The organism is Psychrobacter sp. UBA6291, from assembly GCF_002439405.1.
GTDB lineage: Bacteria > Pseudomonadota > Gammaproteobacteria > Pseudomonadales > Moraxellaceae > Psychrobacter > Psychrobacter faecalis.
On the sequence record NZ_DJUD01000024.1, the window covers coordinates 45,440 to 62,877 of the forward strand.

General features: G+C 45.2%; 11 protein-coding genes and 1 pseudogene. 4 read left to right on the forward strand and 8 right to left on the reverse strand.

Annotated elements, in window-relative coordinates:
* Positions 1-137: 137 nt before the first annotated feature.
* Positions 138-962 carry a tetratricopeptide repeat protein gene (locus B3R91_RS03940; RefSeq protein WP_286796562.1) on the reverse strand — a complete coding sequence of 275 codons (825 nt, stop codon included), beginning with the start codon at positions 960-962 and terminating at the stop codon, positions 138-140.
* Positions 963-992: 30 nt separating this feature from the next.
* Entirely contained in the window at positions 993-3,491 is a 2,499-nt protein-coding gene (mrcB, locus tag B3R91_RS03945; RefSeq protein ID WP_286796563.1) for a penicillin-binding protein 1B, read from the reverse strand.
* Between the two features lie 432 nt (positions 3,492-3,923).
* Between mrcB and B3R91_RS03950 the strand changes: the two genes are divergently transcribed.
* Complete coding sequence (locus B3R91_RS03950) at positions 3,924-6,749, forward strand: heavy metal translocating P-type ATPase (RefSeq protein WP_286796564.1); 2,826 nt, start codon at positions 3,924-3,926, stop codon at positions 6,747-6,749.
* 117 nt (positions 6,750-6,866) lie between these two features.
* Here the strand turns inward: B3R91_RS03950 and B3R91_RS03955 are convergent, their stop codons facing one another.
* Positions 6,867-7,589: a Bax inhibitor-1/YccA family protein gene (locus tag B3R91_RS03955; protein WP_011280732.1), complete on the reverse strand. Its 723-nt coding sequence runs from the start codon at positions 7,587-7,589 to the stop codon at positions 6,867-6,869.
* A gap of 309 nt (positions 7,590-7,898) precedes the next feature.
* Between B3R91_RS03955 and B3R91_RS03960 the strand changes: the two genes are divergently transcribed.
* Both B3R91_RS03960 and B3R91_RS03965 read left to right on the forward strand, forming a co-directional pair.
* Positions 7,899-8,900: an NAD(+) kinase gene (locus B3R91_RS03960; protein WP_068404461.1), complete on the forward strand. Its 1,002-nt coding sequence runs from the start codon at positions 7,899-7,901 to the stop codon at positions 8,898-8,900.
* A gap of 62 nt (positions 8,901-8,962) precedes the next feature.
* On the forward strand, positions 8,963-9,274 hold the full coding sequence (locus tag B3R91_RS03965; protein ID WP_068404460.1) for a YeaC family protein: 312 nt from the start codon (positions 8,963-8,965) through the stop codon (positions 9,272-9,274).
* 158 nt (positions 9,275-9,432) lie between these two features.
* Here B3R91_RS03965 and B3R91_RS03970 read toward each other — a convergent pair whose 3' ends face one another.
* From B3R91_RS03970 to B3R91_RS03990, 5 genes and pseudogenes are all read right to left on the reverse strand, one after another.
* A complete protein-coding gene (locus tag B3R91_RS03970; protein ID WP_068404458.1) occupies positions 9,433-9,807 on the reverse strand; it encodes a HopJ type III effector protein in 375 nt (124 codons plus the stop codon).
* 174 nt (positions 9,808-9,981) lie between these two features.
* Positions 9,982-10,149: pseudogene (csrA, locus tag B3R91_RS03975) on the reverse strand (carbon storage regulator CsrA); the annotation flags it as partial.
* A 373-nt stretch (positions 10,150-10,522) separates the two neighbouring features.
* On the reverse strand, positions 10,523-11,809 hold the full coding sequence (locus B3R91_RS03980) for an aspartate kinase (protein ID WP_068404454.1): 1,287 nt from the start codon (positions 11,807-11,809) through the stop codon (positions 10,523-10,525).
* 298 nt (positions 11,810-12,107) lie between these two features.
* Complete coding sequence (gene alaS / locus B3R91_RS03985) at positions 12,108-14,780, reverse strand: alanine--tRNA ligase (RefSeq protein WP_286796565.1); 2,673 nt, start codon at positions 14,778-14,780, stop codon at positions 12,108-12,110.
* A gap of 188 nt (positions 14,781-14,968) precedes the next feature.
* Complete coding sequence (locus B3R91_RS03990; RefSeq protein WP_286796566.1) at positions 14,969-16,705, reverse strand: TIGR00341 family protein; 1,737 nt, start codon at positions 16,703-16,705, stop codon at positions 14,969-14,971.
* Between the two features lie 379 nt (positions 16,706-17,084).
* Here B3R91_RS03990 and B3R91_RS03995 point away from each other — a divergent pair, with 379 nt between their 5' ends.
* Positions 17,085-17,294, forward strand: a complete 210-nt coding sequence (locus B3R91_RS03995; RefSeq protein ID WP_144296491.1) for a hypothetical protein — start codon at positions 17,085-17,087, stop codon at positions 17,292-17,294.
* Positions 17,295-17,438: the final 144 nt, after the last annotated feature.

The window sequence follows — 17,438 nt, forward strand, 5'->3', positions numbered from 1 at the left end:
TGAAGAATTAAAGGAGTAAAAGAAAACAGTCATTAAACCCAATAAAAAACTGGATAAAAAAATTAACGACTAAATCTATAAGCCTATTTTAGCGCTTATAGATTCAGTCGTCATGGTAAATACGAGAGTGTGTGCTATTAGCGCAGCGCCTGTCTGGCCTCATTTATCACGCGAGCGTTACCCTGTGCTTGTCCTGATTGCAAGATGATTTGCCAAAGGTTGCGGCGGCGAGTGCTGTCTTGAGCGACGGTCAATCCTCGGCGTGCCATCGCTTCAGCCTTACGCGGTTGGTTCTTTTTAAGAGCGACTTGCGCCAAATAAAAATAGACGGCTGATGATTTGGGCGCGAGGCGCTGCGCACGCGTAAAGCTGCTCTCAGCGGCATTGAGATTGCCTGATTTTAATTGCTCTGTACCTGTTTGCATGAGGTTCCTAAAGGCTGGCAAGTTGCTGTTATTGGCGGTGCTTTGCTGACTGCGCTGCTGTGAGTTTTGCCGCGCCCGCTCCAATAGCTCATTATGCGAAGGGATCGATGGTTCGGATAGGATGTAATCTTCACGAGAAGGCGTAAGGATGATGGTATCTTGGCTATCGGGCTGTGTGATGATTGGACTTTGTGTTGCTGGCGTATAGACCTGTTCTGCTTCGGATGACTGTATTGTCGAAGCCGGTTGTGTAGGCACTGTATTAGGCACGGTAGAGTACTTATTATCATCGCCTTTAACAATGGGTACTTGGTTTACCGTTACTGGCTGTTTTGCTGTAGGCTGCTGTTTTTGAGGCGCAGACGTTTGCGCAGGAAACGTTTTTATTGCTGTCGGTGCCGTTTGGCAAGCACTTAAACTTAATGCGCTAATAAGGGCGCTAGTAGCAAGAATCGTATTAATCAGCTTAGTTTGCCCTTTAGAAGGAGCAGTACTAGCCTGCTTAGCGGTGATGGTTTGCTGTAACAATAAAGCCATGTTAAAACCCTTTTTTAAGTCTTAAAAACCCTAGAACCACTCAACGGCGCGGTCATACCAAGTGTCCGCACGATTGCTCGACCCGCCCTCTTGCTCAGCATTATCAGCATCGCCATCGTTGTTATCCGTATCAACGGCTTCGCCATTAGGAATATCCAAACCTTCACGGCGGCGCTGCTGATTGATAGAGCCTTGCTCATTTTGCCATTGTATCTGCTCGCGGGCACGCTCTTGCTGATATAAGCTAATAGCACAACTGCTGGCTTCTTCGGGTAGATACGCTGACATCACGGGCAGATAGCGCGCATCAGCACAGCGTTCATTAGACAACTTGCCAGAGTTGTTCTCAAGCCATAACCACTCAATTCCTTCGGGCTCTGGCAGCGCAACAGGGGTCAGTTTGAGACGATTCATATAATCGACCCAAACTGGCAAAGCGCCACTACCACCGCTTAGACCGATGGGTTTATTGTCATCACGGCCGACCCAAACCACGCTGACATAATTGCCACTGTAGCCCGCAAACCAAGCATCACGGTAGTCGTTGGTAGTGCCGGTTTTACCCGCAAGGTTTAAGTTGCTGCCAAGCGATTGTAAGCGTCTGGCCGTGCCGTTTTTGACCACGTCTTGCAAGGCATAGTTAATCAAAAAGTTGGTCTCAGGCGGAATACTACGCTGGGTATTTAAACCGGTACGCTGCAAAATATGTCCGCGATCATCAATAACACTACGAATACTATGAATAGGCGTGCGGAAACCACCGGTAGCAAATACTTGGTAAACGCCCAGCATATCCATTGGGCTAAGATTGACCGAGCCTAATAAAGCCGAAGGATAAGGCGGTATTTTCTCTTTTACGCCCATGCGCTGTAGCTGTTTGGCAAAGGTGTTAACGCCAAACTCCATACCCAAACGTACCGCGCTGTGATTATACGATTGCGACAAAGCGGTGGTAAATGGCACGTAACCATGGTCACGATTGTCATAGTTCTTTGGATTCCACTCAGTACCGTCACTCAAATTGACCGTAATCGGTGAATCATCGACCGAGCTTGCCAAATTATAGCGCCCGCTTTCAAGCGCCGTCATATAGATAATCGGCTTTAATAACGAGCCAACTTGACGCTTGGCATCGACAGCACGGTTAAAACCGGTAAATTCACTGCCACTACCGACCACTGCCACCAGCTCGCCGGTTTCAGGATTGGCACTGACCAATGCGCCTTGTAAGTCTTTGGTCTTGCTACCGCGACGACGTAGCTCACCAAGTTTTCTTTCAACCGCTTTGTCCGCTGCCAATTGGGCAATAGGATCTAAGGTACTGATGATAATCAGACCTTCGTTTTTTAGATCATCAGAATAATAGACTTTGTTCAATTCACGCTTGACGATATCTAAAAAATCAGGGAACTGGCTTTTGCCTTCGACGGGTTTGTCCGCCACATCGAGTGGTTTTTCTATCGCTTTTTCGTACTCTTCTTGGCTAATTTTACCGACCGCCAGCATATTATTCAGTACGGTATTACGGCGCGCTGTCGAATCGTTTGGATGACGGCGCGGATTATAAACGCTCGGGCCTTTTGCCATACCAACGAGCAGTGCCTGTTGGTCTAAACGCAGCTCTTTGAGCGGTTTGTCAAAATAAAATTGTGAGGCAAGACCAAAGCCATTGATAGAGCGATTGCCGTTTTGACCCAAGTAAATCTCGTTTAGATAGGTTTGCAGAATCTCATCTTTACTATAATGCAGCTCAAGTAACACCGCCATCAATGCCTCATTGGCTTTACGTTTCATCGTCCGATCAGAATTGAGATAAAAGTTTTTAATCAGCTGCTGAGTGATGGTCGAGCCGCCCTGTCTAGGGCCACCGGTAAAGTTGTTTATTACCGCCCGCGCGATACCGCGTATCGAGACGCCTTTATGCTCATAAAATCCGCGATCCTCGGTGGCGATGAGCGCGTCAATCAGCGGCTGCGGTACTTGATCGAGCGTCACCACCATGCGATCTTCGTTACTGTCTGGATAAATACCGCCGATGTTTACTGGCTCCAGACGAATAATGCCAGTTTTGGCAGGTTGGGTACTTTGTACCGACTCAATCTTATTGCCAGCAATGGTCACTTTGATGACTTGCTCTTTATCGACGTCGTTGGCGCTATACGTAAAGCCGCGCGTATGGATAAAGTAGGTATTGCCAGATTTATGGTAGGTACCGGTGCGATCATAAGCCTTGTTGCTTTGATAATTGAGCAGTTCAAGCCACTTTTTCATGGTGTCTGTATTGACATTGGCACCTTGATATAGCTCTAAAGGCTGTGAGTAGACCTTAGCAGGAATATCCCAGCGTTTACCCTCAAATTTGGTGGTAATAGTGCGATCAAGTTTGACCAAATATAGCGCCAATAGCACCGTAGCCGCGATAATGACGATTAATAAAATACCACTAAACACCACGCCGCGCTGCTGTGAGGGTAGCGTATTGATAGCAGGCTTAGACGACTGTGGTCGCTTAGAATTAGACTTTTGCACTGATGACACACCATTTTGGGATAAAAAACTGCCTCATAATGACGCAAATTGACAAATTTTTCAATCTATCATCATCAACGCCCGCATTCATTAAGCAGGCGTTAGACTTTCGTAGTAGGTGTTTTAGAGGTATTAATGTTTTGGGATAAAGGGCTAGGCTGCTTACGCCGCGCGCTTGTAGTATAATGTTTATATTAATAATTAGGTTGATACTAACAGTTTTATCGACCCCTTTTATTAATCGTTTTTACCGATTTTTTTTTGGTCTCATTTATGCCAATAACGTTGTGCCAATATCTATGTAAAGTAGCTGTGTTAAAGGCAGATAATTCAATCGCTTTTTTACATAGGGATTGACTCTCGTTAATCAGAGCAAGTTTATTAAAAGCCGGTCGGCTGCAAGTAAACTTGTCGAAAGGAAATAGCGCGATTATGTCTAGTATTCCCTCATCCATGCCAGCAAATAACAACCGTCACTATCAAGACCACTCGATTACTGAGGGTCTGGTGTTGCCGCTTGCCGGTCATTGTTTTCATTGCGGTGATCCGGTGCCTGAGCCGCCTTTTCATACCGATATTTTAGGTCAGTCGCGCGAGATGTGCTGTATGGGCTGTCAGTTGGCGTCGCAAAGTATTGTCGAGGCAGGGCTTGAGCAATATTATCTTGACCGCTCAGAGATTAACCGTACGGCAAGCTTACCCACACAGCTGACGCGCCTCGAAGCTTATGATCACGATGAAATAAAATCACAATTTGTCTATGCGCAAGATGGCATGTCGGTAGCCGAGCTGTCGGTCAATAATCTGCGCTGTGCTGCCTGTACGTGGCTGATTGAGTCGCGGCTAGATGAGTTAGATGGCATCAGCCAATGTCAGGTGAATTTAACCAATCAACGTATGCGGGTGATTTGGGACGAAGATAAGCTACCGATTAGTCGTATTTTGGGCGTTATCAATGAGATTGGCTACGAAGCCAAGCCTTATCGTCAAGATACCCATGAAGCCATGCTGGCACGTCATAACAGTCAGATGCTATTGCGGCTTGGTGTCGCGGCGCTCGGCTCGATGCAGGCAATGATGTATGCGGTGGCGATTTATTTTGGCGAATATAGCGACATGCTTATTTTTCAGCGTGATTTTCTACGTTGGGTTTCTTTATTTGTGAGTACGCCGGTGTTCTTTTATGCCGGTGTGCCGTTTTTTACCTCAGCATGGTCAGCGATTCGTGCCCGCCAAGTCAATATGGATGTACCGGTTAGTATCGCCTTAGTAGTGACCTTCTTTGCCAGCCTTTATGCCACTATCACAGGGCAAGGGGAAACGTACTTTGATTCGGTCAGTATGTTTATTTTCTTCTTATTGGCTGGGCGTTATATTGAGCATAATGCACGCTTAAAAGCCGCCACTATGGCCAATGACTTGGTGGTGGTCGAGCCCGTCTTGGTACAAAAAATTGCCGAAGATAAAGACGCGGCGGCGCGTATCTTGCAGCTCATAGAGCAAAATACGCTTAATAATACTGTCTTTGATAATGACGCTCTTTCTGATAATAATGCTGAACAGGTGCTTAACTCAAATAATAATTTAGCGACAAATGGCACAACCACTACCGCAAAAACGATGCCCAACTTTAAGCAAAGCATGGATGCCAATATTCAGCAATTGACGTCACGTATCGCTCAAGACTGGCAGCAGGTAAATCATAAACCATCAAATATAGCGCAGACAGAAGCCGTGCCAGAAAAAAGGCAGATGGTGACCGCTCACAGTTTGCAAGTGGGCGATATTATTATGGTGGAAGCAGGCTCTGAGATTATCAGCGATGGTATCTTGCTTAGCTCTACCGCGACCGTCTCGCAAAGCCTGCTAACTGGTGAGGGCGATTTAATCATTAAAACCCAAGGCGATTATATCGTTGGCGGCGCCCAAAACGACAGTCAGCCGTTTGAGATGCTAGTGACGGCATTGCCAGAAGACAGCCAGATAGGGTTGATAGACAGGCTGATGAATCGGGCGATGAGTGAGAAACCAAAACTCGCTCAGCAAGCGGATAAGCTGGCGCGTTGGTTTGTAGCGCGGATTTTAGTATTGTCAGCTTTGGTGTTCATTGGCTGGTATATCGTCGACCCAAGCCAAGCAATTTGGGCAACGGTGGCAGTATTGGTGGCGACTTGTCCGTGTGCGCTGTCTTTAGCGACACCGATTGCGCTGACGGTAGCGACCAATCGACTGGCAGGTTATGGTTTTTTAACCACACGAGGCCATACGCTGCAAACTCTTGCTGAGATTACCCATGTGGCATTTGATAAAACAGGTACGCTCACTTATGGTAAGCCCAATTTATTAAATATCGAGCGATTGGCAACTAATGATACGACAGCTGCTAGCAATGAAGAAAAAGACAAGCTATTAGCGATTGCCGCCGCGCTTGAAGTGGGCAGCCGCCATCCGATTGCTCACGCTTTGCTCACCGCCGCTTATCAATTACATCTGCCTGCGACGCAGTCGTTGCAATACTATCCTGCAGGCGGGGTAGAGGCAATGATTGATGGCGTCCTATATCGCATCGGTCATGTCGATTTTGCCATGGATAAAGCGAATACTGATTCTCAACAAAATAATGCGTTAACCATTGATTTAGCCACTCATCGTGCCAGCTCGGCGGTGGTATTGTCTTGTCAAAATAGTCCGTCAAATGCATGGCAAGCGCTGGCAGGTTTTTACTTTAACGATAAGGTACGTGATAGTGCGCCGTCTATGCTCGCCGCTCTCAAAAAATCAGGTATTGAGCCGGTCATGCTAACCGGTGACCCAAGTCCACAAGCACTGGTAATGGCGGAAGAGTTAGGCATGAAAGCCGCTTATAACGGCCTGTCGCCAACCGATAAAGTCAATCATATTCAAGCGCTACAAGCAAAAGGCGCCGTCGTCCTTATGGTTGGTGACGGTATTAATGATGCGCCTGTTTTAGCGGCGGCAGATGTCTCAACCTCGATTGCGGGCGCGGCAGATTTGGCGCAAGTCTCGAGTGACAGTATCATTCTAAATGGTCAAATCGAAGCTATCACGGCGGCGAAGCGTATCGCTGATAAGACCAAACGTATTATTAAGCAAAACTTACGTTGGGCGCTGATTTATAATAGTAGCGTCTTGATACCCGCAGCTTTAGGCTATGTGCCGCCTTGGCTTGCAGCGATTGGTATGTCGTTAAGCTCATTATTTGTGGTATTAAATGCGCTGCGTCTAAAGCGTGCTTAATGTAAACCAGCTTAAACTTATTTATATAAACCTTAAAAATTACCCACAAAAAACCGTCTTTATAAAGACGGTTTTTTGTGGGTAATTATTTTAAATAACGGCTAAACAGGGTTTAGTTTAGTCTTGTAGGTAGCTTAGTAAACGCATAAATTCGATATACATCCATACTAGCGTCGCAAGAATACCGATACTAAATAACCATTCGTAGTCTTCTGAGACGCCCATCGCCACACCGCGATCGATATTATCAAAGTCCAATAGCAGCGTAAAAGAAGCGATAACAATCACAAATAAGCTAAAGCCGATAGCGATAGCGCCACCTTCAAATAAGAAAGGTAAGCTCGAACCGAACGCTAAAGATAATACCCACTGCGCCACATAAACCAACATGATAGCAATCAATGCTGAGGTGACGATTGAGCGGAATTTCTCAGTGACTTTAACCAAACCTGAGCGATACAGCCCTAGCATGACCGCAGCGGTGACAAAGGTCGCACACATAGCGGTGACTGGCACGCTTGGGTACATGCGCATAAAGAATAGCGAGATACCACCTAAAAAGATACCTTCCAATAACGCATAAGGTACGGCAAAGGTTTTGGCTTTTTGCGGTTTAAAGGTGATAAAAATCGCCAGACCAAAGGCGGCAAACATACTACCAAAAGCCGCCATGGTGATAAAACCTTGTGATAGGCCTGCCATTAACGCATAAAAGAAAAATCCAATACCCGTAATCGCCGATAAGCCAAGTAATAGACTGGTTTTTTGAATCACGCCCTTAACCGTCATCGGCGCGCCGCCAACGGCAAGCTCTGCACGACTGACAATAGGATTTGCCATAAAGTTGTCCTTTTTAAAATATAAATAACTAAGATGCCAGCTACTTTAGCAAAACCGCCATTATTGTCAACTGTGTTTACGTGAGCGCATGCAAGGCATCACATGGCTATCGAGCCTTAATTAACTAGGGAATATCGACATATAAAGCGGTAATGAGTAGCAAAACAAATACGCCTAAAAGTGGCGTATGATAGAGGGTATATGGGGCCAATTACGACAGTTAACAACGAAACTTCATAAACATGCTAGTCTAAGCGCTGATTTCTCGTTATCATTGCACTGTATTTTATCGTTATGCCGAGTCGTTTTATGGAAAACTCAGCGCAGTCCGCCCGATTGCCGCACTTACATGAATCAGAGCTGTTTCATGCCATCAAAAACCCAGCGTTTAGGCGCATTGGTTTGATGGGCCGCGCCGGAAAACGCAGCGTGACCCAAAGTTTGGTACAGATTGCCAATACCATCAATGAGATGAATCTGACATTAATTATGGATGTGCAGACGGCCAATTTGCCTACTTTGAACCTCACTGAAATTGAAAAAGTTAAAATCGTCAAACGCAGCTTGATTGGTGAGATTTGCGATTTAGTCATCGTAGTAGGCGGCGATGGTTCGATATTGCATGCCGCCGAAGCATTGGCGCGCTATCGGGTGCCAGTTCTAGGAGTCAACCGTGGTCGTTTGGGGTTTTTGGCCGATGTGAAACCCAATGAAGCGGCCTTTAAACTACGCCAAGTATTGATGGGCGATTATCAGCTAGACCACAGGTTTTTGCTGACCATGGAGATTCGTGAAGGGCGAAAAATCATTCATGAAGATATGGCGCTCAACGATGTGGTGCTGCATGCGGGTAAATCGGTGCACATGATTGATTTTCAGATGAAAATTGACGGGCACGATGTCTATCGTCAGCATAGCGATGGACTTATTGTGGCGACACCGACGGGTTCCACTGCTTATGCGCTCTCTGGCGGTGGTCCGATTATTCATCCGAGTATGGATGCCATTTGTTTGGTGCCGATGCATCCGCATACCTTGTCCAGTCGCCCGATTGTAGTGAGTGGCACCAGCGAGATTTGTATTCGTATTCATGAGGACAACCGCACCCAACCACAAGTCAGCGCCGACGGCAAGCCGAGTATCGCGCTCGACCAAGAGCAACGCCTTTATATTCGCAAACATCCTGATAAGCTGACCTTGCTTCATCCGCCAGGGTTTGATTTTTATGAAGCCTGCCGCACCAAATTACACTGGAACGTCCATGCCGAAGAATTCAGTATGGATATCGATGATGATATTATAGAAGAATGAATGCAGTGCTAGTTTTCTCAAAACAGTACTGGATTATAAAATAGTCGCGGAGAGTAGGTACGATGGATAAACAAACGATATTAGCAAGTGTCACACCAGAAGTGGTAGAAAAGTTTCGCCAAGCCATTGAGCTGGGTAAATGGCCGGATGGTCGTAAGCTGACGCCTGAGCAGCGCGAAACTTGTATGCAAGCGGTGATGGTATGGGAGCATGAGCATCTGCCGCCAGCCGAGCGTACCGGTTATATTCATAAACCTGTGCGAGACGATGGCTCTGTCGTGGGCGCGGAATGTGATGTCGAGCACGAGCATCATTATCCCAACATGCCCAATCCTAAAGGGGCAGTACAACCTGTTAAATTTCATAATAAATAAGCAGCAGCTTTATCGCAGTTAATTGAGACAAGTAAGCGGCTAAGCAGCATTAAGTCAAAAGCACTAAATTGAAAGCAGTAAACAGAAAAAAGCCACGCTAATTGTATAGCGTGGCTTTTTTAATACTTTTAAAATAGATAGTTAGCAAAAATAGAAAACTACAGCGCGCTAGTATCAACACTTGGACGCGGCGTTAATGGATTTTTTTCCATCAAAAATCCTTGCCAGCCCCAATGTAAAAAATTGCGGATATTGGCATGGTCGGTACCCTTTGGCGTTGCTTGTACCTTGGCGTAATGCTCACCGAACAACTTTAGCGTGTCCAATTGATTTAGACCATGGTGCTTAGCAAAACCAAAAATTTTGGCGCTGCCTTCGTTTTCGCCCGCTGCATTGTGCAGCATACCATTAACAAAAGGCGCTGGCGCATAACGATAAAAATCATCAATAAAGCTGATGACATCATTGAATCCAATGGCTTTTTTATTCAAACCATTAAGTAGAGCCGATACATCTGATTGACGGATACTCATAAATACATGACCTCAGAGCAGATTAGAAAGCAAAAATAGGGTGCTTAATTTATGCCCAATAATTATTGATAGTTAGTTAACGAACAAGCGATCAACTTAGCGGTTAAAATAGTCTTCATCATCGAATGAAGGTGCAAAGCTGCCTTGCTCAAGATGTTGCATTTGCGATTGTACCGTGCGTTCATGCTGAATACGCTGATAAATCTCTTCACGGTGTACCGCTATATCTTTTGGCGCATTGACGCCGATTCGTACTTGATTGCCTTTAACGCCTAGGACAGTCACACTGACTTCATCGCCAATCATTAGCGTTTCGCCCACGCGGCGTGTCAAAATTAACATGCGTCACACTCCTTATGTCGCATCAACAGATTATTACTCATCAGATTGCGTCTCAATTACAGGACATTACTCTAGTACTAAATAGGCAGAGCAGTCATTATAAAAACTCTGCGTCACCTAGTACTCATAGCGGTAATGATAGATAAATTCATTTAGCCCAAATGAAAGCCCCATTATAGGGGGCATAACAGATACTGTCACGGATTTTCACAAAACTATTAGGTATATACTTACCTGAGCAATAGTAATAAAAGAAAATAGAGCCTAAAAAGACTCTATTTAATCGAAATTTTACTAAAAAATAATCGCTACTTAACCCATCATTATTAAACCAGAAGTATCTTACAGTGATTTAATATATAGCTTTTAAATATTATAACCCAGCGATTGTGCTGTCGCCGTCTTCGCGGTCAAGACCAAAGGCGGTATGCAATGATTTCACGGCTTTTTCTAAATGCTGCTCTTGAATAAGCACAGAGACTTTGATTTCACTGGTCGATATCATTTGGATATTGATGTTGTTTTCAGCCAAAGTCTGGAACATAAGGCTAGCAACACCTGCATGCGAGCGCATACCAACACCAACCAATGACACTTTTACTACTTCGTTGTTGGCCAATATTTCTTTGGCACCAATCTCATCTTTGACTTCGTTTTCTAGCACTTTCATGGTTTTATCCATGTCCGTACGGTTGACGGTAAAGGTAAAATCAGTGGTGCCATTGGTCGATAGGTTTTGCACGATCATATCGATTTCGATATTGGCGCGACCGATAGGGCTTAGGATGGCAGAGGCGATACCAGGATGATCGGGCACACCGCGCACGACTATTTTTGCTTCGTCGCGATTAAAAGCGATACCTGAGATGATTGCTTGTTCCATGTTGTCTCCTTCGTCTATCGTAATTAGGGTGCCGACATTGTCTTGAAAATCTTGGTCGAAGCTACCATCGTTGTTTTCATCAAAGCTAGATAATACGCGCAGAGGTACGCCGTATTTGCCAGCAAACTCTACTGAGCGAATCTGTAAAATCTTAGAGCCAAGGCTTGCCATTTCAAGCATTTCTTCAAAGGTAATCTTTTCAAGTTTTTTGGCTTTTGAGGTCACGCGTGGGTCGGTGGTATAAACGCCATCGACATCGGTATAGATTTGGCATTCATCAGCGCCCAAGGCTGCGGCAATGGCCACACCAGTCGTATCCGAGCCGCCGCGACCTAAGGTTGTGGCGTTACCTTCTTCATCGATACCTTGGAAACCTGCCACGATGACAATGTTGCCCGCATCTAGTTGCTCACGGATGTTTTTATCATCGATGCTTTCGATACGCGCTTTGGTGTGGGCACTATCGGTTTTAATAGCAACTTGACGACCGGTGAATGAACGGGCACCAATACCGAGCTCTTTAATCGCCATCGCCAGTAAAGAGATAGAAACCTGTTCGCCCGTTGAGACCATTTGGTCGTATTCGCGTGGATCAGGTTGGCTGCTGATTTGGCGTGCTAAATCAATCAAACGGTTGGTTTCACCGCTCATGGCAGACACAACTACGATCACTTGATGACCGTTGTCATGCCAACGTTTGACTCGTTTGGCGACATTTTTGATGCGGTCGATACTGCCCATCGAGGTGCCGCCGTATTTTTGTACTATTAACGCCATAAAAATCTACCTATTATTCACCAATGGCCATCTGTTACTTGTCGACATCAATCCATCATGGCGCGGTCTGCCATGACAGTGCAAGATTCATTTTAATAACGATAAAGCCGAATTATAAAAATTGCGCCCTTTATTTGCTCTGCTATTTTACTGTTTATACTCATACACTTGATATGCTGACAGTCGTTAAGCGTGCTACTTTATACCATATTAGCCGTATAACTTTAAGTGCTAGCAAGAATTAGATATATGGCGATTGGTTATAACCGTTATAACCAATCCCCTATATTCCTACTATTTACGCCAGCTTTTCTGCAACCCAAGCGCTTAGTGCACTGATAACGGCATTGGTATTGGCAGATTTTGGCGCACCACCTTGGGCATAATCAGGCTTACCGCCGCCTTTACCACCAAGCTCGCTTGCCAAATGACGAATAATGTCGCCCGCTTTGACGCGATCGGTTAGCGATTTATCAACGCTTGCCGCCAGTGCCAGTTGCTCGTCTTTATCACCAATTAACACAATCACGCTGTACGGCAGTTTTGATTTTACATCGTCTATTAGGGTACGGATCGATTTGCCATCAACACCGCTTAAGGTGCTAATAAGTACCGATGTACCAGCGATTGTCTGCACGTCATCAAGCAAGTTTGCCGCTTGGGCGCTAGCAATTTTTTGCTCTAAGCGTTCTAGTTGTTTTTCCAAATCACGCTGCTTATCTGCCATGGTGCGCACACGCTGTGCAACTTCTGGACGTTTGACTTTTAGCTGAGCTGCAAGCTCGCTCAGTTGCTGCTCGCTTTGCTGCATGTTTTTAATGGCATTCATCCCAGTGACCGCTTCAATACGGCGAATACCCGCAGCAATACCTGATTCACTGGTGATTTTTAATACCCCAATATCGCCAGTATGCTGTACGTGAAGACCGCCACACAGCTCAATAGAAAACGGCTTACGCTGACCATCAACGATACTGTCGGTACCCATGGTCAAGACACGGACGTCATTACCATATTTTTCGCCGAATAACGCCATCGCACCTTGTTTCATCGCTTCATCGATAGACATATGCTCGATACGGGCAGGGATGTTGGCTTGAATTTGCTCATTGACAAGACGTTCGATACGGCTGATTTCAGCAGCGCTAACCGGTTTGTCATAAGAAAAGTCAAAACGTAATACTTCGCTTGAGACTAATGAGCCTTTTTGTGTGACTGCATCGCCCAGTACTTCTCTTAATGCCGCATGCAATAAATGCGTCGCCGAGTGGTTTTTGGCACTCGCCGCACGAATGCTTGATAATACTTGTGCATCAGCGGTTTGCTGAGCGTTAATTTCGCCCATAGTGACCACACCATAATGGATAATGGCTTGGCCAGATTTTTTGGTATCTTGCACTTCAAAAACACCTGTCGCTGTGCGAATCTCACCCAGCTCGCCAACCTGACCACCGCCTTCAGCATAAAATGGGGTACGGTCAAGGACAATAACGCCTTCCATGCCTTCAGCCAAGCTCTCGGCTAGATTGCCGTCTTGATAAAGCGCATGAATAGTGACGCCGTCTTCTTCAAGCTGTTCGTAGCCGACAAAGGTCGTTGGATTGTCTACTTGAATGACACTACTATAATCAACGTCGAATTTGCCGGCATCACGCGCACGTTCACGCTGTGCTTGCATGTGCTCATCGAATTCTGCTTCATCAATCACAATACCGCGCTCACGGGTGATATCAGCGGTCAAATCAACGGGGAAACCATAAGTATCATAAAGTTTAAATGCTGCTTCGCCAGAGAGCGTATCGCCGTCTTGTAAGCCTTCAAGCTCGCTGGCAAGCAAGCGTAACCCTTGTGCTAAGGTTTTGGCAAATTGGGCTTCTTCTTTTTGAATGGCGTTTTCAATCGCGCTTTGTTTGTCTTTTAGCTCGGGATAGGCGTCGCCCATCTCAGTAACCAAAGGCGCGACCATTTTATAAAAGAATTCACTGTCCGCGCCAAGTTTATTGCCATGACGTACGGCACGGCGAATGATACGGCGCAGTACATAACCACGCCCTTCGTTACTTGGGGTTACGCCATCAGCAATCAAAAAGGCCACGGCACGAATATGGTCGGCGATGACTTTTAATGAGGATTGTTGCTCGTTTTCAATACCTAAAATCTTAGCCGCCGCATCCATTAGATGGATAAATAAATCTATCTCATAGTTGCCATGGACGCCCTGCATGATGGCGCTAATACGCTCAAGCCCCATGCCAGTATCGACGCTCGGCGCAGGTAGCGGTAGCATGGTACCGTCTTTTTGACGGTTAAACTGCATAAAGACGCAGTTCCAAATCTCGATATAGCGGTCGCCGTCTTCTTCTGGTGTACCCGGCAATCCGCCTTCGATATCAGGGCCATGGTCATAAAAAACTTCGGTACAAGGACCGCAAGGACCGGTATCACCCATGGTCCAAAAGTTATCAGAGGCGTACGGTGCGCCTTTATTATCACCAATACGGATGATGCGCTCACTAGGTAGGCCAATGTCTTTATGCCAAATATCAAAGGCTTCATCATCAGTTTCATAAATGGTCACATACAAGCGATCTTTATCAATTGCCAACCATTCATCGGAAGTTAAAAATTCCCAAATATAAGCAATACCTGCTTGCTTAAAATAATCGCCAAACGAGAAGTTGCCGAGCATCTCAAAAAACGTATGATGGCGCGCCGTATAACCGACATTATCCAAATCGTTGTGCTTACCGCCGGCACGGACGCATTTTTGTGAGCTCACCGCACGCGTATAGTCGCGCGGCTCCATACCCAAAAAGGTCTCTTTAAACTGATTCATACCGGCATTGGTAAATAGCAATGTCGGGTCATTGTAGGGAATCAAGCTCGATGAGGCGACGGGGGTGTGCTGCTTGCTTATAAAAAAATCGATAAAAGCTTGACGAATATCGGCTGTTTGATGTGGCTGGCTCACAGCGGCTCCTTACTGACGAATGGTTTTATTAAATAGAATAAGTAAAATAATTTTGCAAGCGATTTTAGCACAAACGTACCAAGCGTGTTGAAGATTCATCAGCAAACGCAGTGGAAATAAGGCTTAATTTTCTTTATTAAGCAAGCGCTTGTATTAAGTGACTAGGATAAATTAAACCGTCAAACACATCAGTTGGTTAAAACGGTCACATCGGTTTTATCGAGTTTATCTTGAATAAGTGGGTGTGATTCAATCACCTGCACGGGCATATAGCGTAGCTGTAGCTTAATGGGTAAATAGTCGGGAAAATGTTCCGCCATATTTTTGCTAATAATCGCCTCAATTTGGCGGACGTCATAAAAGGTAGGGGTGGTCTCGCCGCGAATCACCGCGCGCACGACTTGATGGGAAGTGTCTTTATCGAATTGGGTATTGGTCAGCACGTTACCCTTGTCGCTAAAGTAGCTATTAATCGTCTCTTTGACGCTACTTTCAAACCCTTGCTGCTTGGCGTTGGTTTGTAGGTTGATGGTTAAATAGGTCCCTAAAACGCCTAACAACAATAACGTCACCGCATTACGCCGTAAAAAGGTCCAATAAGTACTTGATTTATAATCATCATCGACCAAGCGGCGAAAACCTAGTAGCCATAATACCAAAGCGTTGGTAAATTGAATGGCGATAATATTGGTCAAGGCCAATAGCAGCGCGCCAAGTCCCATTTGCATCTCACCATTGGCAAATAATATCCCACTGGCGGCAAGCGGTGGCACCAATGCCGTAGCCACGGCGACCCCAACCACAGCGACCGAGAGGTGCGGCGAAACCATGGCATAAGCACCTGCCGTACCACCAGCTAAGGCAATCATCAAATCCATCGAAGTTGGCTGGGTGCGCGATAATATCTCGACAGTAAGTGGTTGATCTTTATGTAGCCAACCAACGATGAAACCGACCAATACAACCAAAGAGATGCCAAGAAATACCGTAATAAGTGATTTTCGCAATAGCGGCATACGGTGGTCAATAATCGCCAACGCCACACCAGTGATAGGACCGAGCATCATTGCTACTAGCATCGCGCCGATAACCACCGCTGCCGAATTGGTCACCAAACCATAGCTTGCGATGATAGCCGAGAGGATATTCATCACAAAATACATTTTACTCGGCAGGGCGTTGGCCTCAATCCGGACCCGTACTTCTGGATAGTCTACTTTTTTATTACTGAATTGCTCGGCGACAAACTGCTTATAAGACTCAAGTTTGGCTTCTTTTTTCTCTTTGACCTCGTCTTCTTCGCTATCCTCTATATTATCTGCATTTACGTGGTTGTCGCCTTCCAAAGCCTTATTAGCGGTTTGGCGTGTGTTTTCAGCCTTATTAACTTCCTGCTTATTTTGCTTATTATCTTTTTTATCGTTGGTGTTATTTATATCTAAGCTATTTAGGTTTTGTTTTACATTCTCTTGCCGTTTTTCTTCAACTACTAATTTTTGAGTTTCTGTGTCTTTTGCATGGTTTTGATTAGAGATAGTTTTATTTGCGGCGGCGTTGACCTCAGTTTTATCCTTATCCTTCTCCTGAAAAAACGCTTCCGCTGTATCGGTAAATTCAATGTCTGAATTATTATTTGTAAATTCATCAACAGGTTGAGAGTCGTCAACGTCTTCCGGCGTTTCTAAGGAAGCAACCACCACATCGGGTGCCACCGTTTCCATTTTGATGGTTGCCTCAGGCACTTGCGCATCTTTTGACGCTGTTGCTCGTTCTTCCTCATTGTTATTTTCGCTATGCGTCTGTTCTTCGATAACAGCCTCGTTGTCGATATTGCCAACATTACGTTTATCTGCAAACTCAGCATCGTTTTTAGGGTGATTCATAGGTAATGAGTCTTTAGAAGTGTCAGCGTGAGAGGAGGTCATAGAAGAAAACTTTATTAAAAAATGAGGTTAGAAGATAAAAGTGGCAGTTCAGAGTATAGAGAACGACAAGAACTCTAAAACTAAAGAAAGTAGAAGGTCTACTATTGTAATGATAAATGTCCAATAGCGTGTAAATTTCTTGTGCCTATAGCGTGTAAATTTCTTGTGCCTAAATAGAGGGAGATAAAAGACAGATAAGCGGATAGTTTAGCTATATTTTCAAGAGAAAAATGCCAAGTACAAATCAATAATTATAATATGGCTTTTAATATGAATCACTTGCTATAAATGGGCTGTGGGTCTATAAGAAAAGGCTTACTATTTGTGTGGATTTGGTGTATAAAGGTGTTATACCCACACAATAAATGAGGAATACATCATGAACTGGCCACTATTTTCTGTCATCTATTCAATAGCCGCAACCGTGACCGTCGGTGTATTAATGATTGCCGCTTTGGTCACAGGATTTAACCAAATCCCGCACATCCAAATGGCGGTTGCCGCAGGGATCATTGTATCCATTCCTGCTGCCTTATTTTTTACCAAAAAAGTGGGAAGTATCACGGGTAAGGAAAGTCATAAAGCCTAGGGCTACAAAGCTACGACTTTAAAGCTGAGTTATTTCAAAAGCTGGCTATTTCAAAAGCTGGCTATTTCAAAAGCTAGCAGTTTCAAAAGCCCGCCACCATAAAAATTAAAAATAAAGAAAGGCGGCTTAGCTTTAGACTTTATA

Bases quoted from the DNA above. Each gene is read 5' to 3' on its own strand.
- B3R91_RS03960 (WP_068404461.1), top strand. From the start codon at position 7,899: ATGGAAAACTCAGCGCAGTCCGCCCGATTGCCGCACTTACATGAATCA.
- B3R91_RS03995 (WP_144296491.1), top strand. From the start codon at position 17,085: ATGAACTGGCCACTATTTTCTGTCATCTATTCAATAGCCGCAACCGTG.
- B3R91_RS03970 (WP_068404458.1), bottom strand. From the start codon at position 9,807: ATGAGTATCCGTCAATCAGATGTATCGGCTCTACTTAATGGTTTGAAT.
- B3R91_RS03965 (WP_068404460.1), top strand. From the start codon at position 8,963: ATGGATAAACAAACGATATTAGCAAGTGTCACACCAGAAGTGGTAGAA.
- B3R91_RS03955 (WP_011280732.1), bottom strand. From the start codon at position 7,589: ATGGCAAATCCTATTGTCAGTCGTGCAGAGCTTGCCGTTGGCGGCGCG.
- B3R91_RS03940 (WP_286796562.1), bottom strand. From the start codon at position 962: ATGGCTTTATTGTTACAGCAAACCATCACCGCTAAGCAGGCTAGTACT.
- B3R91_RS03980 (WP_068404454.1), bottom strand. From the start codon at position 11,809: ATGGCGTTAATAGTACAAAAATACGGCGGCACCTCGATGGGCAGTATC.
- B3R91_RS03990 (WP_286796566.1), bottom strand. From the start codon at position 16,705: ATGACCTCCTCTCACGCTGACACTTCTAAAGACTCATTACCTATGAAT.
- B3R91_RS03950 (WP_286796564.1), top strand. From the start codon at position 3,924: ATGTCTAGTATTCCCTCATCCATGCCAGCAAATAACAACCGTCACTAT.